General features: G+C 61.5%; 18 protein-coding genes and 1 pseudogene. All 19 read right to left on the reverse strand.

The genetic code is table 11. From position 1 onward, the window contains the following. Positions 1-129: 129 nt before the first annotated feature. On the reverse strand, positions 130-969 hold the full coding sequence (locus AC3WK5_RS05680; RefSeq protein ID WP_103317010.1) for an urease accessory protein UreD: 840 nt from the start codon (positions 967-969) through the stop codon (positions 130-132). Between the two features lie 31 nt (positions 970-1,000). After that, complete coding sequence (gene urtE, locus AC3WK5_RS05685; RefSeq protein WP_103317009.1) at positions 1,001-1,699, reverse strand: urea ABC transporter ATP-binding subunit UrtE; 699 nt, start codon at positions 1,697-1,699, stop codon at positions 1,001-1,003. Positions 1,700-1,842: 143 nt separating this feature from the next. Next, positions 1,843-2,712, reverse strand: coding sequence for an urea ABC transporter ATP-binding protein UrtD (gene urtD / locus AC3WK5_RS05690; protein ID WP_054595416.1), 870 nt, complete (start codon positions 2,710-2,712; stop codon positions 1,843-1,845). After that, positions 2,709-3,788: an urea ABC transporter permease subunit UrtC gene (gene urtC / locus AC3WK5_RS05695; protein WP_103317007.1), complete on the reverse strand. Its 1,080-nt coding sequence runs from the start codon at positions 3,786-3,788 to the stop codon at positions 2,709-2,711. Before urtC ends, urtD begins: the two co-directional genes overlap by 4 nt. Further along, positions 3,788-5,290: an urea ABC transporter permease subunit UrtB gene (urtB, locus tag AC3WK5_RS05700; protein ID WP_103317005.1), complete on the reverse strand. Its 1,503-nt coding sequence runs from the start codon at positions 5,288-5,290 to the stop codon at positions 3,788-3,790. Before urtB ends, urtC begins: the two co-directional genes overlap by 1 nt. A 156-nt stretch (positions 5,291-5,446) precedes the next feature. Further along, positions 5,447-6,712, reverse strand: coding sequence for an urea ABC transporter substrate-binding protein (gene urtA, locus AC3WK5_RS05705; protein WP_103317003.1), 1,266 nt, complete (start codon positions 6,710-6,712; stop codon positions 5,447-5,449). A gap of 364 nt (positions 6,713-7,076) precedes the next feature. Beyond that, complete coding sequence (locus AC3WK5_RS05710; RefSeq protein WP_103317001.1) at positions 7,077-8,087, reverse strand: FecCD family ABC transporter permease; 1,011 nt, start codon at positions 8,085-8,087, stop codon at positions 7,077-7,079. Continuing rightward, on the reverse strand, positions 8,084-9,043 hold the full coding sequence (locus AC3WK5_RS05715; RefSeq protein WP_103316998.1) for an ABC transporter substrate-binding protein: 960 nt from the start codon (positions 9,041-9,043) through the stop codon (positions 8,084-8,086). Before AC3WK5_RS05715 ends, AC3WK5_RS05710 begins: the two co-directional genes overlap by 4 nt. 1 nt (position 9,044) lies before the next feature. Beyond that, positions 9,045-9,827 (reverse strand): annotated as a pseudogene (locus tag AC3WK5_RS05720) (ABC transporter ATP-binding protein); the annotation flags it as partial. A 289-nt stretch (positions 9,828-10,116) separates the two neighbouring features. Next, positions 10,117-11,499: a PepSY-associated TM helix domain-containing protein gene (locus tag AC3WK5_RS05725; protein WP_103316995.1), complete on the reverse strand. Its 1,383-nt coding sequence runs from the start codon at positions 11,497-11,499 to the stop codon at positions 10,117-10,119. 149 nt (positions 11,500-11,648) lie between these two features. Then, complete coding sequence (locus tag AC3WK5_RS05730; protein ID WP_103316993.1) at positions 11,649-13,778, reverse strand: TonB-dependent copper receptor; 2,130 nt, start codon at positions 13,776-13,778, stop codon at positions 11,649-11,651. An 89-nt stretch (positions 13,779-13,867) separates the two neighbouring features. Beyond that, complete coding sequence (locus AC3WK5_RS05735; protein ID WP_103316991.1) at positions 13,868-14,287, reverse strand: DUF2946 domain-containing protein; 420 nt, start codon at positions 14,285-14,287, stop codon at positions 13,868-13,870. Between the two features lie 54 nt (positions 14,288-14,341). Then, positions 14,342-14,821: a copper chaperone PCu(A)C gene (locus AC3WK5_RS05740; protein ID WP_103316989.1), complete on the reverse strand. Its 480-nt coding sequence runs from the start codon at positions 14,819-14,821 to the stop codon at positions 14,342-14,344. 47 nt (positions 14,822-14,868) lie between these two features. After that, positions 14,869-15,270 (reverse strand): DUF2946 domain-containing protein, encoded by a 402-nt coding sequence (locus AC3WK5_RS05745; RefSeq protein WP_103316987.1) that lies wholly within the window; start codon positions 15,268-15,270, stop codon positions 14,869-14,871. A gap of 98 nt (positions 15,271-15,368) precedes the next feature. Further along, the gene (locus tag AC3WK5_RS05750; RefSeq protein WP_103316984.1) at positions 15,369-15,659 is read right to left on the reverse strand and encodes an addiction module antidote protein; all 291 of its coding nucleotides are present in this window, start codon (positions 15,657-15,659) and stop codon (positions 15,369-15,371) included. Positions 15,660-15,662: 3 nt separating this feature from the next. Next, entirely contained in the window at positions 15,663-15,965 is a 303-nt protein-coding gene (locus AC3WK5_RS05755; protein WP_103316981.1) for a type II toxin-antitoxin system RelE/ParE family toxin, read from the reverse strand. A gap of 203 nt (positions 15,966-16,168) precedes the next feature. Beyond that, on the reverse strand, positions 16,169-16,897 hold the full coding sequence (locus AC3WK5_RS05760; protein ID WP_103316979.1) for a cobalt-precorrin-6A reductase: 729 nt from the start codon (positions 16,895-16,897) through the stop codon (positions 16,169-16,171). After that, the gene (locus AC3WK5_RS05765) at positions 16,894-17,991 is read right to left on the reverse strand and encodes a cobalt-precorrin-5B (C(1))-methyltransferase (RefSeq protein WP_103316977.1); all 1,098 of its coding nucleotides are present in this window, start codon (positions 17,989-17,991) and stop codon (positions 16,894-16,896) included. Before AC3WK5_RS05765 ends, AC3WK5_RS05760 begins: the two co-directional genes overlap by 4 nt. Next, on the reverse strand, positions 17,984-19,195 hold the full coding sequence (gene cbiE / locus AC3WK5_RS05770) for a precorrin-6y C5,15-methyltransferase (decarboxylating) subunit CbiE (protein WP_103316975.1): 1,212 nt from the start codon (positions 19,193-19,195) through the stop codon (positions 17,984-17,986). Before cbiE ends, AC3WK5_RS05765 begins: the two co-directional genes overlap by 8 nt. Positions 19,196-19,245 lie beyond the last annotated feature (50 nt).

Here is a 19,245-nt window from a genome sequence, read left to right on the forward strand (position 1 = left end):
TATTGGGCAGTTAAAAATTCACTCGATCTGTAGGAGCAAGGCTTGCCCGCGATGAACGATTACGCGGTCTTCCAGTCGAACCGCGCGGCCCCCATCGCGGGCAAGCCTTGCTCCTACAAGTATGTGTGTTCAGGTGCTCCATATTCTTGGCGGCACAGCCTTACGGCCGAGCAGGGCCGGGCGCAGCAACTTCCACAAATCAATCAGCCAGCCTCGCGCCAGCAACGCTTCACTGGCCAGGCAACGGGCGACTAACAGCCCCGGCAGTTGCGTCAGATCCCCGCGCACGTCATTGGGCAGCGAGCGACAGGTCTCCAGTAAATCGCTATCGATTTCACCCGTCACCAGCAACGTCGCAAACACCGGCTGGCCATCCAGCCCTATCGGCGAATCAAGCAAGCCGTCATTCCCGACAATGCGCTGGCGTTCGTGCCAGAGCAACTGGCCGTCGCGGCGGATTTCCAGCTGTGACTGAAAGTGCCCGCGCTCGAAACGTTCGCCGCTGGCGGGGCGACCCAGCGCCACCACGTCCCAATAGAACAGCCGGGCGTCACCTTGCAGTTCAATCGAAGTGCTGAGCTCAGCCTGGGCGGCGCTGAACACGATGGTTTCCTGCGGCAGCCACTCCAGCGTGGCACCGGCGGCGACGTTCAAGTCGAGCCGTTGATAGGCTGGCCCGGCGGCGCGATACCACTTGGCGGCACCGGGGCTGGTCAACTGCGCCCAGGCGTCGGCAGCGACGCAGGCCGTGATGTCCAGCCGATCACCACCGGCAATACCGCCGGGCGGGTGGACGATGATGTGCTGGCACACTTCGGGGCCTTCGGCGTACAGGTGTTTTTGCACCCGCAGCGGGCCTTTGTGGCGACGCAGGACCGGGCGCGTGCTGTCGCCGAAGCGGGCGTAGCCGAGCTCCAGCTCGGCGTGCCAACTGGGCGTGAACAGTGCGTTTTGCGCAAGAGCAGTCATATATTTTTAATTATCGTCAGGACGCTACAGACTAGATCGTAACCAGTCCGCGCACACCCTCGGCTTCCATATTTTCTCCGCGGCCTTGCTGGACGATCTCGCCCCGGGACATCACCAGGTACTGATCGGCCAGCTCGGCGGCGAAGTCGTAGAACTGCTCGACCAGCAGGATCGCCATGTCACCTCGTGCGGCGAGCTTTTTGATCACCGCGCCAATCTCCTTGATCACCGACGGTTGAATGCCTTCGGTAGGTTCGTCGAGGATCAGCAAGCGTGGCCGACTGGCCAGTGCGCGACCGATGGCCAATTGTTGTTGCTGGCCGCCCGACAAGTCGCCACCGCGGCGTTGCTTCATTTGCAGCAAGACCGGGAACAGCTCATAGATGAAGGCCGGGACTTCCCTGGCCTCGGAGCCCGGGAAGCGCGACAGGCCCATCAGCAGGTTTTCTTCCACGGTCAGCCGCCCGAAAATCTCCCGGCCTTGCGGCACGTAAGCGATGCCGGCATGAACCCGTTGATGCGGCTTGAACGAGGTGATCGGTTTATCTTCCCAATTCACCGCGCCTTCCTTGGCTGGCAACAGACCCATCAGGCATTTGAGCAGGGTCGTCTTGCCGACACCGTTGCGTCCGAGCAGGCAGGTGACTTCACCGACTTTCACCTCAAAGCTCAGGCCCCGCAGGATGTGGCTACCGCCGTAGTACTGGTGCAGCTTGTCGACGTGCAACATGTTCAAATTCCTTGTGGTTCACACCGTCCCCTGTAGGAGCAAGGCTTGCCCGCGATCGGCTGCGAAGCAGTCGTAGAATCTCAGATCGTATTGAAGGTCCTGCGGACCTTATCGCGGGCAAGCCTTGCTCCGACAAGGACAAATTACCTACCGAGATACACCTCGATCACCCGCTCGTTGTCCTGCACCTGTGCAAGCGACCCTTCGGCCAGCACGCTGCCCTGGTGCAGCACCGTGACGTGGTCGGCAATCGAGCCGACGAAGCCCATGTCGTGCTCCACCACCATCAGCGAATGCTTGCCGGCCAGGCTTTTGAACAGCTCGGCGGTGAATTCGGTTTCGGCGTCGGTCATGCCCGCCACCGGTTCATCGAGCAGCAACAGTTGCGGGTCTTGCATCAGCAACATGCCGATTTCGAGAAACTGCTTCTGCCCGTGCGACAGCAGGCCGGCCGGGCGATTGACCGAGGTGGTCAGGCGAATGGTCTCCAGCACCTCGCAGATACGATCTTTTTGTTCGCCGCTCAGGCGAGCCCGCAGGCTGGCCCACACTGACTTGTCGGTTTTCTGCGCCAGCTCAAGGTTTTCAAACACGCTCAAGGCTTCGAACACCGTCGGCTTCTGGAACTTGCGGCCGATCCCGGCCTGGGCGATCTGCACTTCGCTCATCCGTGTCAGGTCCAGGGTTTCACCAAACCAGGCGTTGCCGTGACTGGGCCGGGTCTTGCCGGTGATCACGTCCATCAGCGTGGTTTTGCCGGCGCCGTTGGGGCCGATGATGCAGCGCAGTTCGCCGACACCGATGTACAGGTTCAAGGCGTTGAGTGCCTTGAAACCATCGAAGCTGACGCTGATGTCCTCAAGGGTGAGGATGGTGCCGTGGAGGGTGTTCAGGCCTTTTTCGACACGTTGCCCCAGACCGATGGCGTCGCGGCTGCTGCCGGCGTCCTTGTTGGGCTCCGGTGGAAAAAAGACCGGTTCAAGCATGAATTCTGCTGTCGCAGTGATTCTCATTGGTCACCTCTTTTTTTCAGCAAACCGATCACGCCTTTGGGCAGGTACAAGGTCACGACGATGAACAGCGCGCCGAGGAAAAACAGCCAATATTCGGGAAAGGCCACGGTGAACCAGCTCTTCATGCCATTGACTACACCCGCGCCGAGCAGCGGCCCGATCAGCGTGCCGCGCCCGCCGAGTGCGACCCACACGGCGGCTTCGATGGAGTTGGTCGGCGACATTTCACTGGGGTTGATTATTCCGACTTGCGGCACGTACAGCGCACCGGCCAGACCGCACAACACAGCGCTCAAGACCCAGACAAACAGCTTGAAACCGCGAGGGTCGTAGCCGCAGAACATCAGGCGGTTTTCTGCATCACGCAGGGCGGTCAGTACCCGGCCGAACTTGCTTTGTGCCAGGCGCCAGCCGATGAACAGACTGGCCACCAACAGCAGCACGGTGGCGACGAACAACACCGCGCGCGTGCCCGGCTCAGTGATGCCGAAGCCGAGGATCGTGCGGAAATTGGTGAAGCCGTTATTGCCGCCAAACCCGGTCTCGTTGCGAAAAAACAGCAGCATCCCGGCGAAGGTCAGGGCCTGGGTCATGATCGAGAAGTACACGCCCTTGATCCGCGAACGGAAGGCGAAGAAGCCGAACACCAGCGCCAGCAAACCCGGCGCCAGCACCACCAGGCACATGGCCCAGATAAAGCTGCTGGTACCGGTCCAGTACCACGGCAGTTCGGTCCACGAGAGGAAGGTCATGAATGCCGGCAGGCCATCGCCCGATGCCTGGCGCATCAGGTACATGCCCATGGCATAGCCGCCGAGGGCGAAGAACAGGCCATGACCCAGGGACAGCAAACCGGCGTATCCCCAGACCAGATCCAGCGCCAGCGCAACGATGGCGTAGCACAGGATTTTGCCCGCCAGCGTCAGTGTGTAGGCCGAGACGTGAAACGCACTGTCGGCAGGCAGCAATGACAGCAGTGGCAGCGCCAGCAACAGCGCGAGAATCACCGCGCCCACTGCGATCGTGACTTTGGGGCCGGCCTTTTGCGTGGCCGTGAGCATCAGGGGCTGGTTCATCAGTCGATTACCCGTCCTTTGAGTGCGAAGAGTCCTTGCGGGCGTTTCTGAATGAACAGAATGATCAGCGCGAGGATCAGGATCTTGCCGAGTACGGCGCCGATTTGTGGTTCAAGAATCTTGTTGGCAATCCCCAGGCCGAACGCAGCGAGCACACTGCCGGCCAACTGACCAACGCCGCCGAGCACCACCACCAGGAACGAGTCGATGATGTAGCTCTGGCCGAGGTCCGGGCCGACGTTGCCGACCTGACTCAGGGCCACGCCGCCAAGCCCGGCGATGCCCGAACCGAGGCCGAAGGCGAGCATGTCGACACGCCCGGTGGGTACGCCGCAGCAGGCGGCCATGTTGCGGTTCTGGGTGACTGCGCGCACGTTCAGACCGAGGCGGGTCTTGTTCAGCAGCAGCCACGTCAGCACCACCACAAACAGCGCGAACGCGATGATCACGATGCGGTTGTATGGCAGCACCAGATTAGGCAGTACCTGAATCCCGCCCGAGAGCCAGGCCGGGTTCGCCACTTCGACGTTCTGCGCACCGAACAACAAACGCACCAGTTGTATCAGCATCAGACTGATGCCCCAGGTGGCGAGCAGGGTTTCCAGCGGTCGGCCGTAAAGGTGGCGAATCACCGTGCGCTCCAACGCCATACCGATGCCGGCGGTGACAAAAAATGCCACCGGCAAAGCGATCAGCGGATAGAACTCGATTGCTTGCGGGGCGAAGCGCTGGAACAGCAACTGCACCACGTAAGTGGAGTAAGCCCCGAGCATCAGCATCTCGCCGTGGGCCATGTTGATCACCCCGAGCAGGCCGAAGGTGATCGCCAGGCCGAGGGCCGCCAGCAGCAGAATCGAGCCCAGCGACATGCCACTGAAGGCCTGGCCGAGGAGCTCACCGATCAGCAGTTTGCGTTTGACTTGCGCCAGGCTGGTTTCGGCAGCTGTGTGCACCGTAGTGTCGGCTTCGACGCCGGGTTGGAGCAAACCTTCGAGACGGGTACGGGCCAGCGGGTCGCCGGTTTCACCCAGAAGGCGCACTGCGGCGAGGCGCACGACCGGGTCGGCGTCTACCAGTTGCAGGTTGGCCAACGCCAGGCTCAGGGCGGCGTGAACGCTCGGGTCTTTTTCGCCAGCCAGTTGCTGGTCGAGGAATTTCAGTTGCGCTGGTTTGGCGCTTTTTTGCAGTTGTTGTGCGGCGCTCAAACGCACTTTGGTGTCAGCGGCGAGCAGTTGGTGGCTGGCCAGCGCGGTGTCGATCAAGCCCCGCAGACGATTGTTCAGGCGCAGGATCCTGACTTCGCCGTCGACGCTCAGTTGTCCTTGTTGCAGGGCGTTGATCAGTTCGATGCGGGCCGGGTCGGGTTGCGCGGCCCAGGTTTCCAACAGCTTGGCTTGCTGCACCGGATTGGCCGCAACAAAGTCTTCGGCGTCCCCGGCATAGGCGACCATCGGCAACAGCAGTGCGATGGCGAGGATGAAGCGGTAAAGGGCAGTGGGCATGTCATTGGCCTTGCGCGGACTAGTGTGGGAGCGGGCTTGCTCGCGAAGAGGCCAGCACATTCAACATCAACGTTGGCTGACAGACCGCTTTCGCGAGCAAGCCCGCTCCCACAGGAGTTGTGTCGGTCCCGAGCTCCATGCTCGGGGCCCAATGGCTTAGTTGCTCTTCACCGCATACTCCGGCTTCTTGTCGTTGCCCGGTATGAACGGGCTCCACGGCTGGGCGCGGATCGGCCCCTCGGTCTGCCAGACCACGTTGAACTGACCGTCGGCCTGGATCTCGCCGATCATCACCGGCTTGTGCAGGTGGTGGTTGGTCTTGTCCATGGTCAGGGTGTAGCCCGACGGCGCGGCGAAGGTCTGGCCGGCCAACGCTTCACGGACCTTGTCGACATCGGTGGACTTGGCTTTTTCGGCGGCCTGCGCCCAGATGTGGATGCCGACGTAGGTGGCTTCCATCGGGTCGTTGGTCACCGCTTTGTCGGCGCCCGGCAGGTTGTGTTTCTTGGCATAGGCTTTCCAGTCGGCGACGAATTTCTGGTTCACCGGGTTTTCCACCGATTCGAAGTAGTTCCACGCCGCGAGGTTGCCTACCAGCGGTTTGGTGTCGATGCCGCGCAGTTCTTCTTCGCCCACCGAGAAGGCCACGACCGGAACGTCGGTGGCTTTCAGGCCCTGGTTGGCCAGTTCCTTATAGAACGGCACGTTGGAGTCGCCGTTGACCGTGGAGATGACCGCGGTTTTGCCGCCCGCCGAGAATTTTTTGATGTTGGCGACGATGGTTTGATAGTCGCTGTGGCCGAATGGCGTGTAGACCTCTTCGATGTCTTTGTCAGCCACGCCTTTGGAGTGCAGGAACGAGCGCAGGATCTTGTTGGTGGTGCGCGGGTAGACGTAGTCGGTGCCGAGCAGGAAGTAGCGCTTGGCGCTGCCGCCTTCTTCGCTCATCAGGTATTCCACTGCCGGGATCGCCTGCTGGTTCGGCGCGGCACCGGTGTAGAAGACGTTCGGCGACATCTCTTCGCCTTCGTACTGCACCGGGTAGAACAACAGGCCGTTGAGTTCTTCGAACACTGGCAATACCGATTTACGCGACACCGAGGTCCAGCAGCCGAACACCACCGCGACCTTGTCCTGGGTCAGCAATTGCCGACCCTTTTCCGCGAACAACGGCCAGTTCGAGGCGGGATCGACCACCACCGGTTCGAGCATCTTGCCGTTGACCCCGCCCTTGGCATTGATTTCGTCGATGGTCATCAGCGCCATGTCTTTGAGCGAGGTTTCGGAGATCGCCATGGTTCCGGACAACGAATGCAGAATCCCGACCTTGATGGTCTCGGCGGCCTGGACAGTCCAGGTCATGCCCATCGCGGCAATGCTTGCCGAGAGTGTGAAAGCCTTGATCAAACTGCGACGCTTCATTGTGCGATCTCCATGAACTTATGAGTTTTCTTGGTTGGCAGATGCGGACTACTGAAGGGTCTTTAGCAAGGGCTGTGCCCGGTCGGAGAAAGGCAAGGAAATGTCGTGTTAGAGCGGTTGCGCCGGTAAGCGGTGCACCATGAAGGGACGCGTCTGGCGCGCTGGTGCGTTGTGATGCGCCACCTTGGAGCAAGAGCCGAGCGCCGACCCTGTGGCGAGGGAGCTTGCTCCCGCTCGGCTGCGAAGCAGTCGCAAGCCCGGCGCATGCGTTGTATCAGATGGAGCGCAGTCGCAGGTTTCAGGGCCGCTTCGCAGCCCAGCGGGAGCAAGCTCCCTCGCCACAATTGATCGTGCCAGTGCGGGATCAGCGGCGGCGCATCAGGCCGATGAAGAACAGGCCACCGATGGCTGCGGTGGCGACGCCGATTGGCAGATCTTCCGGTGCAATCATGGTTCGTGCTGCTACGTCGACCCAAACGAGGAAAACACTGCCGAGCAACACGCATACCGGCAGCAATCTGCGGTGTTCCGCCCCGACCAGACGCCGGGCAATGTGCGGCACCATCAGCCCGACAAAACCAATGGAGCCGCTGATCGAGACCAGCACCCCGGTCATCAGCGACGCAATCACAAACACCCGTAAACGCACGGTGCGAGCATTCAGACCGAGTGTGACAGCGGTTTGCTCGCCAGCCATCAAGGCATTCAGCGGCCGGGCCATGCCCAGCAGCAAAACCAGCCCGAGCAGCACGCTGGCCGCCGGCACTGCCAGCAACTCCCAGCGCGCCAGCCCGAGGCCGCCAAGCATCCAGAACATCACCGCAGAACTCGCGCGGTGATCGCCAAGGAACAGCAGCAGGTTGGCGACTGCCATCATCACGAATGACACCGCCACCCCGCACAGCAGCAGCCGATCGCTGTCCAGCCGACCGTTGCGGTTGGCGATTATCAGCACGACCAGCATGCTCAGCAATGCACCGATAAACGCGGCGATCGGCAAGGTCAGCAGGCCGACGATCTCGCCCACATGCAGCACCACGATTACCGCGCCAAGGGTCGCGCCGGAGGTCACGCCGAGCAAATGCGGGTCGGCCAACGGATTGCGCGTGACGGCTTGCAGCACCGCGCCGATCAGCGCCAGCCCGGCGCCCACCAACGCGCCGAGCAACATGCGCGGTACGCGAATCAGCCAGACGATGTGCTCTTGCCCGGCGCTCCAGTTCACCTCGCCAATCCCGAATGCGTGATGCAGCAGAATCCGCCAGACCACGTCCACCGGCACTCGTGCCGAGCCAAAGCCCAGCGACACCACACAAGACACCAGCAACAGCGCGCCGAGGGCAACCAGCAACAAGGCATAACGACGATTGATCATTCGCCGTGGAAACCCTTGGCCAGGGTTTCAACCGCCAGCACGTTGTCGATCCCCGGTGTGGCTTGCACGTAAGGAATGACGATGAAGCGCTGGTTCTTGATCGCATCCACCGATTGCAGGGCCTTGTTGTTCAGCAGGAATTGTTCCTTTTGCTCGGCGCTGACTTCGCCGTAGTCGACGATCACGATCACCTGCGGGTTGCGCTTAACCACGTTTTCCCAGTTGACCCGGGTCCAGCTCGCGTCGACATCGTCGAGAATATTGCGCCCGCCGGCGGCGTCGATCAGCGCTTGCGGCATCCCCAGGCGGCCCGAGGTCATGGCCCGGTCTTCGCCGCTGTCGTAAAGGAACACCCGCGGTTTTTCACTCGGCAGGTTTTTGCGAACCTCCGCCACTTGCGCCTGCATGTCGCTGATCAAGCGGTTGGCGCGATCCTGTACGTCGAAGATCTTGCCGAGGTTGCGCAGGTCGTTGTAGGTGTCATCGAGGCTGGCCGCTGGGCGCTTCATTACGAAGGCGCACGACTCGCTCAGTTCATAGACGTTGATCCCCAGCGGCCCGAGGGTTTGCGGGGTCAGGTCGCCGCCAATGCGCATGCCGTAATCCCAGCCGGCGAAGAAGAAATCGACGTTGGCGTTGAGCAGGGTTTCCACCGATGGGTACTTGGCGGCGAGTTCCGGCAGGCCGTCGAGAATGTTCTGCATCTCGGGTGTCACGGCTTTCCAGCCACTGATGCCGCTGTAGCCGACCATCCGCGGCTTGAGGCCGAGGGCGAGCATCATCTGGGTCATGTTGATGTCGTGACTGAGGGCGTGTTTCGGCGCCTCCTTGAACGTCACTTCACGGTTGCAGCTCTGTATCGTCAACGGGTAGCGGCTCGCTTCGGCGAATGCCTGGGCGCTGCCCAGCAGCAGGGCGATGGACAGGCTGGAGCGGAGCAGGGTGCGCAAGGTCATGTTGGGTTATCCAGGTAATTCGGGGGTAGCCGGACAGCGGGTGTTCATCGATCAGCGCTTCGACGCCGAACACCTCACGCAGCAACGTGGTGGTCAGCACTTCTGTTGGCGTGCCGCTGGCGACGATGCGTCCGTGGTCGATCACGTACAGCCGATCGCAGAACGCCGCGGCCAGGTTGAGATCGTGGATGCTCGCCAGGGTGCCGATCTGCAAGCGCTTGACCAGTTGCAGCAATTCGAGCTGATAGCGTGGGTCGAGGTGGTTGGTCGGTTCGTCGAGAATCAGCAATTGCGGTTGCTGAGCCAGGGCGCGGGCGAGAATGACGCGTTGTTTTTCGCCGCCCGACAGCGTGGCGAAGGCGTGATCTTCGAAGCCTTTGAGGCCCACCGATTCCAGTGCCTGTTCGGCGATTCGGCGATCTTCCAGCGTATCGCCATCGAACAGGCCTTTGTGCGGAGTGCGGCCCATGGCGACCACTTCCTCGACGGTCAGGCCGAAGGCATCGGGAAACTCCTGCAACACCACGGCGATGCGTTGCGCGCACCAGCGCGACGACTGCTTCCAGACATTGTGATGGGCCAGATACACCTCGCCGGACTCCGGTTTGCTGAAGCGGTAGGCGCAGCGCAACAGGCTGGTCTTGCCGCTGCCGTTGGGTCCGATCAAGCCGACGAACTCACCGGCCGCCACGTGCAGGCTGGCCTCACGCAGCTGGAACTGGTGATGACAGTGGCCATGGCCCAGCGGTGTCCAGGCGAGATGGGTGAGGTTCAGCGAGGTCATGCCATTCCTTTCGATGGTCAGCTTGTGTTGCCTTGTGGCTAAGAGGCTTTTGTGGCGAGGGGGCTTGTCGGAACGCCGCACCGCCCCGTTGGGCTGCGAAGCGGCCCTGAAATCAACAACCCGGTTATGTCAGGCAGACCCCTAGCGTTGGTTTTACGACTGCTCCGCAGCCGAACGGGGCGGTGCGGCGTTCCGACAAGCCCCCTCGCCACAGGTGTCCGCTCACTGACGATCCGACGTGGGCCGGCATTGTAGAGTCTTCAGCGCCTCTTCATGTATCTCGCTGTATTCAGGATGAAGATGAGGCCGATTCAGGCTGGCGGTTCAAGCGCGACAAGAGCACGCGGTCGAGCAGCCACACCACGATCAGCGAAGCGCCCACCAACGGGAATATCACCGCCAATGCGAGGATGATCACCACCCCGGTTTTCCAGGTCGGCAGGTCATGACGCAACGGTGGAACACCGAGCTTGCCTTGTGGGCGGCGCTTCCACCAGATCACTACACCGCTGACGGCGCTGAGCAGGATCATCAGGCAGATCAGCAACACGACGATCTGGTTGAACGGCCCGAACAACTTGCCTTCGTGCAGCATCACGCCCATTTCCGTGGCGCGGGCGACGTTGCCGTAATGCTGCCAGCGCACATCGGCAAGGACTTCACCGCTGTACTGGTCGACATGCAGGGTGGCGTCGTTGCGCGGGTCGTCGGCGAATACGGCGATGGTAAACACGCCGCTGGCGGTGGTTGGAAAGGTGATGCTGTAACCCGGTTCGACCTGGCGTTGAACGGCGATGTCCTGCACGTCTTGCAGGCTGATGGTCGGCGCCGCCGGGGCGCTGCTGTCGCCGTTGTGCGCCATGTGTTCGGCGTGGTCACCGGACATCGGCATCGGCGTGTTTTCCATCGCCCAGGGCACGGTCTGGCGGGTGGCCGTGTTGAGGCTGCGAGCCTCTTGGTCGGATTTCGGTACGTTATTCCACATGGCCGCCGGGAAGCGGTTCCAGACTTCAGCGTATTGCTTGCCCCAGAAACCGGTCCAGGTCATGCCGCTGAGCAGCATCACCAGCAGAAACGCCGCGCCCCAGAACCCGGTCACGGCGTGCAGGTCACGCCAGAGCACACGTCCGCGACTGCTGAATCGCGGCCACACGATCCCCGCACCGGTTCGCCCGCGTGGCCACCACAGAAACACCCCGGAAACCACCAGCACCACGCCCCAGCCAGCCGCGAGTTCAACCAGCCGATCACCGACGGTGCCGATCATCAACTCGCCGTGAATCGCCCGGGCGATGGCTTGCAGGTTTTTCTTCGCGTCCTGCTCGCCGAGGATATCGGCGTGATACGGATCGATGAAGACGTTGAGCTCGCCGCCGGCATTTTTAACGACAAACTGCGCACTGTGCTCGGCATTGAGCGGCGGCAGGTACTGCTTGATCTGGCCTTGTGGATAAGCCTCTTTGACACGGCGCAGCAACTCGTCGGCACTGACGGTGTGATGGCCGTCCGGCACATTGAGCAGGCTGCCATACATCAGTGGGTCGAGTTGCGGTTTGAACAGGTAAATGATGCCGGTCAAGGCCAGCATCACCATGAACGGCGCAACGAACAGCCCGGCATAAAAATGCCAGCGCCAGGCCAGGTTGTAGAAATTCGGTTTGGGTTGGTTCATCAGGTGCTCCGCTTGGCGTGGATCTTTGTTGTTTGTTTGCGGTCGCTGCGCAACCGATCGCGGGCGAGCCTTGCTCCTACGGGGATATGTCGATCACGAATGTTATGAACGACACAAATCTGTAGGAGCAAGGCTTGCCCGCGATGCCTTTAGAAGCTCATATCGACCTTGGTCCAGAACGTGCGCCCTGGTTCGTTGATCGCTTGCGGGTTATTGGCCGGGTAGCCGAACCCGGCGTTGCCGGCCAGGTTCAAGTGCTCGGCGTAAGCCTTGCCAAACAGGTTGTCGACGCCGGTACTGACCTTCCAGTGCTTGTCGATCCGGTAGGCGCCGTTGAGCGAGAACACGCCGAAACCCGGGCTCTTGTCGAAGTCTTTGCCGACCACGTTGCCCTTGTTCTGCTCGATGCGGTTCTGCGCCGCGACCACTCGCCACAAGGCGCCGGCGCTCCAGTTGTCTTCGCTGTAGGTCAGGCCGAAACGTGCATCCAGCGGCGGCATTTGCGGCAGTGCTGTGTCGTGGGTGGTGTCTTTGCCCCAGGCGTAGGCCAGGGTCGCATCGGCTTTCCAATGGGAGGTGAGGTTGTAGGCTGCGCCGAGTTCACCGCCCATGATGCGCGCGTTGATGTTTTCGGCCCGAGAGGTCGTGCCCATCATGCCGGGGGTGTAATCGAACAGGATGTAGTCGTGTACTTCACCGACGTAACCCGAGGCCCAGGCTTCGAGGTCCTGGGTTTTGTATTGCAGGCCGAAGTCGAGCTGGGTAGTTTTCTCGGGCTTGATCGAGTCGAAGGCGTTGAGCGAACCGGCAGGGCCGGATTTCGGTGAGAACAGCTCCCAGTAGTCCGGGAAACGTTCAGCGTGGCCGAGACCGGCGTAGAGCGTGGTCGGGCTGTCCGCCAGGTCATGTTCATAGCGCGCGAAGCCGCTCGGCAAGGTATCGGCGCGGGACTTGTCGGCGGTCGGGTTGGGTCGGCTCATCATCCCGGAACCGATGGTCTGGCGAAAATCCTTGGCTGAGGCACGGTCCAGTCGTGCCCCGCTGATCAGGCGATCACGGTCGGCGGCGTACCAGGTCAGCTCACTGAAAACGCCGTAGTTATGGAAGTCCGCATCCTTGTTGCGTGGCACGTCCTTATAGGTGTCGATGCCCATGGCGGCGCGCTGACGGTGTTCGTTGGTTTGCGCATCGATGCCGCTGATCAACTGCACATCGGCCCAGCGCCAGGTGGCCTTGATCCGTGCACCGAGGGTGCGGCGGTCGACGTTGGAGGCCATCGGGCCGGCCATCATCCCGGTGCCAGACGGCGTGCGCAGGGTGTAGTTGTCCATCACATGGTCGGCGTAGTTGTAGTAGACCTGCGCTTCGACTTTATCCAGTACTTCGCCGAGGTTCGACTTCTCGAAACGCAGGCCCAGGCTTTCGCGCTTGAACTGCGAACCGTCCATACCACGGCCGGCCGAACGTGCCTCGCCGTCGCCCTTGCCGGCGGTCAACTCCAGCAGCGTGTCGGCATCCGGCGTCCAGCCCAGGGCGACATCGCCGTTCCATTTGTCGTAGCGCGACGGCACGGTGTCGTTGTTGCCATCACGGTAATCGTCGGCGTGCGCAGTGTTGCCGATCACCCGGATGTAACCCTGTGGGCCACCGGCAGCGGCGTCGACGAGCTTGTCGAAACGCCCGTTGGAGCCGGCCAGCAGGCTGGCGTTAACCCTCGTGCCCAGCTCACCGAAGCTTTCCGGCTCGCGGTCGAACAGGATGGTGCCGGCAGAGGCGCCAGGTCCCCAAAGTACGGTTTGCGGGCCTTTGATCACGGTCAGCTTGTCGTAGGTTTCCGGCGAAATGTAGGAGGTCGGGGCGTCCATCCTGCCAGGGCAGGCACCGAGGATCATGCCGCCGTTGGTGAGAATGTTCAGCCTTGAGCCGAACATGCCGCGCAGCACCGGATCGCCGTTGGTGCCGCCATTGCGAACCAGCGCGAAGCCGGGAATGGTCTTCAGGTAATCGCCGCCATCGCTGGCCGGCACTGGTTGGCGCGGGTCCTTGGGGTTGGTGACGATGGTCAGCGGCGAACTTGGGGCGATCGCGGTAATGACCGTTGGGCTCAGCTCTTCAGTGTGCTGGCTGTGGTCAACCGATTGCTCGGCCGCGTTGGCCAACGGGGAAAGCAGGGCGCCGCACAGAATGGCAGTGGCCTGTTTGAAACGGGCGCGTGACGCGTTCAGGGCGAAAAATGCCTGAGCAGCGCTCAAGCGTGTGTCAGCAGAAAACCTGGACATAAAGGTTCCATCAATCAGTCGTCAACAACACGGCCAGCAGCCTGCGGCTGTCGTTCTCTACAGTTGGCCGTATGAGTAGTGGTGGGTGTTTACGCGACGATGGGCGGGGCGCGGGTGCGGGCACCGGGGAAAACGGTTTGCCGGGCATGGCCCAGGCGGGGGGAGGGGCTGATGAAGCTGTGTGCGGAAGGTGTGTCGAAGGCAGCGAACGACAGGCTGCCGGGCAGCGCGGGGCAGTTGAAGAGCAGGCTGCAATAGCCGCACTTTTCCCAGAGCGCATGGTGATCGGGTTTTGGTGCGCAGTGTTCGGCAGCCGCTTGCGCGTTTTGCTCGGCGTGGGCGTTCGCCGACATGTCCATGCTCATGTCCATCGACATGTTCATAGGCATCGGCATGCGTTGATCCATCGGCATCGACTGAGAAATCAGTGGGCCGATAAAGATCATCAACATGGCGAACAGGCTGATCCAGCTACCGCGCGCAACCTTCAACGAGGTGCGGCGCGGCACTGACCGCCTGACGCTGAGCGAGCGCCGTGCGTTCACAGGTTTTTCAGGCAGTGATTACTGGGCGTGCATGTGCGCTTCGGTGCCGGCGGGCGGTTGTTTCTGTACGGCGACCTCGACGGTCACATCGCCGGACTTTTCGAAATGCAGGGTCAGCGGGAAGCGTTTGCCGTCGCGGAGCAGGCTGCGGTCTTTGAGCTCCAGCAGCATCACGTGATAAGCCATCGGTGCGAACGTGATGTCATCGCCAGCCGGAATCTCGACGCTCGGCACTTGCTGCATTTTCATCAAATCACCTTGCATCACGTGCTCGTGCAGCTCGGCAATGCCTGCGATCGGCGAAGCAACGCTGAGCAGGCGGTCGACGGTTTTGCCGTTGTTGTGAATCACGAAATAGGCAGCAACCGTTGGCGCGTTGGGCGGTAGCTCTTGCGACCAAGGGTGGGCGATTTCCAGTTCGCCGGCTTTGTATTCATGGGCATTGGCAAAGCACGCAGGCAGCAACAAGGCGGCCAGAACGATGAGTTTCTTCAACATGGCAGTTCTCCAGAACGATTAGACACGCAGATCAATTGCGAGGGTAATCAGACCAGAGGAGAGGCTCGAGGATTGAGGCTTGGCCATTGCTGGCGTGGCGTGGGGATGTCGAGGGTCGGCGCCGGTCGGCTTCGATTGGCCTCGAAACGCGCGAAATACAGCTGTGGAACATGGCCCGGCAACGCCACTAAAGGCGCCGAGCCAGAGCAGCACCAGCAATGCTGCATATTTGAATGATCGTCGTTTGAAGGGGCTTTTTGTTCAAGTTTGCCCAGAGAAATCGCCACCATTTTCGTCCCGCTGGACGAGCAGAAACTGCCCCACAACAACTGCTCGGCCGGCGACTGACTGGCACCTTGCGCCATCGCGCCGGACATCGGCATGGCGAGCATATTGAACAGCACTGCGAAGCAGGCGATCCAGGCAAATGCTAGCCGTTGTCGGGACATGGGTCATATCCGGTTGGGTGGGTGATCAAGCCGGGTATTTAGCCTGATCGGGGGCGATAAGTAAAAAGCCGCCGTGCGGTGTGGTGTCGCAGCGCATTTTAGGCGGCTGTCGCGTGGAGCTTGAGACCCAAGGCCTTCATCACCTTCATGATAGTCGTGAATTCCGGATTACCCGTGCTACCCAGTGCCTTGTACAAACTTTCACGACCTAAACCTGCATCACGGGCAACCTGCGTCATACCTTGTGCCCGAGCGATGTCGTTGAGCGCGGCACGTATCAACGCGCCGTCACCTGCATCTTCTTCAAAGCAGGCATCCAGGTAAGCGGCCATTTCCTCAGGGGTTTTGAGAAAGTCGGCGGCGTCGAAACGGGTGAATTGTTCGGCCATGATTTACTCCTCATTACCGATGTTTTGCGCCATCTGTTGAGCGCGTTTGATGTCTCGTTTTTGAGTCGACTTATCGCCTCCTGCCAACAGCAGATAAACCACCTCACCTTTACGAGTGAAGTACATCCTGTAGCCGGGGCCGTAATGCACGCGCATTTCATAAACAGCCTCACCAACTGCTTCACAATCACCGAAGTTCCCATGCTCGGCAGCTCGAAGCCTGGCGACAAGGCGAGCCTTGCCGATGGTGTCCCTGAGTGAGTGAAGCCAATCGGCAAATGGTCGAGACTGTTCGAAGTCGATCATGCTGGATCGTATTCCTTGGGATACAGGTTGGCAAGCAGCACTTTCCTCGGGGCGACCGTCGTCAGCCTGTGAGGGCAGGTTCGCGTTTTTGGGGGAAGTGAGGGCTCTGAGAGAACTCAGGAAATGTAGAGCAGAGCCGTTAAGCCTGGCCAGATGGCTCTTTCGGAGAATGTTGCCTGTCGATTCGCTCTTATGGTGAGGTGTCAGGAATGGTCTGACAGTGACAGTGCATTTAATACGGCAGCCACACTCCCAAACTCCCGCTCAACCCTCGGCAACTCTGGCCGCTTGAGGATCAACACCGGCACCCCGCGTTCGCGGGCCACTTCAAGTTTGGGTTCGGTGGCGCTGCTGCCGCTGTTTTTGCTGATCAGCACATCGATTTGCCGGCGTTCGAACAGCGCGCGTTCGTCTTCGATGAAAAACGGTCCGCGTGCACCGATCACTTCGCAGCGCTCGTTGCCGGGATAAACCTCCAGCGCGCGCAAGGTCCAGAACTGCTCGGGCGGGATTTCATCCAGGTGCTGCAGCGGCTCGCGGCCCAAGGTAAACAATGGGCGCTTGAACAGTTTCAACGCTTTGATCAGTTCGGCCCAGTCGTTGACTTCGCGCCAGTCATCCCCGGTCTGCGCTTGCCACGCCGGACGGCGTAGCGCCCAGCACGGGATGCCGCTTTGTTGTGCCGCGGTGGCGGCGTTCCGGCTGATTTGCGCGGCGTAGGGATGGGTGGCGTCGAGCAACAGATCGATGCCTTGATCCTTGATGAATTGCGTCAGGCCTTCAGCGCCGCCATAGCCGCCGACTCGTACCTGGCAGTTCAGGTCGGTCGGCACCCGACCCACGCCCGCCAGGCTGTAGATATGTTGCGGGCCGAGGGTTCGGGCAATCGCCAGGGCTTCAGTGACGCCGCCGAGCAACAACAGACGTTTCATTGAAAAGCTCCGGCATGACCGACGATGCCACCCTGGCGATCGATGGCAAACACTTCGACCTGAACCTGCCTGGGCACTACGCTGCGGGCGAAATCCAGCGCGTGCTGGCACACCGCATCGCCAAGGGCGATACCGGCGGCGCTGGCCATCGCCAGCGCTTGTTGGCTGGTGTTGGCCTCGCGGATGCCTTGCTGCAATGCAGCGTCAGCGCCAACGTTCGCGGCCCATTCGGCCAGTTGCGGCAGGTCGATGCTGGAGTGGCGACTGTGCAAATCCATATGCCCGGCGGCGAGTTTGCTGATCTTGCCGAAGCCGCCGCAAATGCTCAGTTTATCCACAGGCACTTTGCGCAGATGTTTGAGCACTGCACCGACGAAATCGCCCATTTCTATCAGGGCGATTTCCGGCAGGTCGTAGACCCGGCGCATGGTGTCTTCGCTGGCGTTGCCGGTGCAGGCGGCGATGTGCAGGTAACCGTTGGTTTTGGCGACATCGATGCCCTGGTGGATCGAGGCGATGTACGCCGCGCAGGAAAACGGTCGAACGATGCCGCTGGTGCCGAGGATCGACAACCCGCCAAGAATACCCAATCGCGGGTTCATGGTTTTCAGCGCCAGGGCCTCGCCGTTCTCGACGTTGACCGTCACCTCAAAACCGCCGCCGTAGCTGAATTCTTGCGCGAGCAGTAGCAGATGGTCGGAGATCATCTTGCGTGGCACCGGATTGATCGCAGGTTCGCCGACACTCAGTACCAGCCCCGGGCGAGTGACAGTGCCGACGCCTTTGCCGGCGCAGAAACGAATACCGGGTTCGCTGATCAAACGCACCTGGCTGTAGAGCAACGCACCGTGGGTTACGTCCGGGTCGTCGCCGGCGTCCTTGATGGTTCCGGCTTCGGCGCCGTCGGCAGTCGGCCGGCAAAACTCCAGGCGCATCTGCACCTGTTTGCCTTTGGGCAGCACAATCTCCACAGCATCGCTGGTCACCGCGCCGAGCAACAGGCGCGCGGCGGCGAGGCTGGTGGCGGTGGCGCAGCTGCCAGTGGTCAGGCCACTGCGCAGGGGCGCGGGTTGTTCGGCGGTTTCGTCACGCATCGAAGGGTTTAACCACGTCCAGCAAGGTGATCGGCAACGCCTGGCGCCAGGTGTCGAACTCTCCCAGCGGCTGCGCCTGAGCGATATGAATCCGCGTCAGCTCACCACCGTGTTGTTCGCGCCAGGCCATCAAGGTCATTTCGCTTTGCAGGGTGACCGCGTTGGCGACCAGCCGACCACCGGGTTTGAGCTGCGCCCAACAGGTGTCGAGCACACCGTCACGGGTGACGCCGCCACCGATGAAGATAGCGTCGGGTCGCTCAAGACCGGCCAACGCCTGCGGCGCGCTGCCACGAATCAATTGCAGGCCGGGCACGCCGAGGGCATCGCGGTTGTGTTCGATCAGTTGCTGGCGGCCAGCATCGGCCTCGATGGCCAGCGTGCGGCAACTCGGGTGTGCACGCATCCACTCGATGCCGATCGAGCCGCTGCCGGCGCCGACGTCCCACAACAGTTCACCGGGCACCGGCGCGAGACGGGCGAGGGTGATGGCGCGGACATCGCGTTTGGTCAGCTGGCCGTCGTGCTCGAAGGCTGCATCCGGCAAACCGGCCAGGCGCGACAAACGCGGCGCATCAGGGGCGGCGAGGCACTCGATGGCAATCAGGTTCAAGTCAGCGATCGCCGGGTCGGTCCAGTCGCTGGCGATGCCGTCGACACGTCGTTCGCTCTCGCCGCCCAGGTGTTCCAGGACGGTCATCCGGCTCGGCCCGAAACCGCGTTCACGCAGCAGCGCGGCAATCGCGGCGGGGCTGTGCCGGTCGTTGCTCAACACCAGTAAACGAACGCCGCTGAACAGTTGAGCGTTCAGCGCTGCGATTGGCCGGGCAACCACCGACAGCACGACGACTTCTTGCAACGGCCAGCCCATCCGGGCCGTAGCGAGAGCGCAGGAGGATGGCGCGGGCAGGATCAGCATCTCATCGTTCGGAACTTGCCGTGCCAGGCTGGCGCCCACGCCGAACAGCATTGGATCACCGCTGGCCAGCACACAGACCGGCTCACCGCGTTGCGCCAGTACCGGCTCAAGGGAAAACGGACTTGGCCAGAGCTGTCGTTCGCCACGAATGCACACGGGCAGCAGATCCAGTTGCCGTTGGCCGCCGAAAATCCGCGAAGCATCCAGCAGCGCGCGCCGAGCGTTCTTGCCCAGGCCGTTGAAGCCGTCTTCACCGATTCCCACTACCGTCAGCCAAGGGGCCATTTATATTCCTCAAACCGGGTGTTCCGACGGGCAGGCTTTTCATGCCGTCA

It is taken from the genome of Pseudomonas sp. FW306-02-D09B (assembly GCF_058782685.1).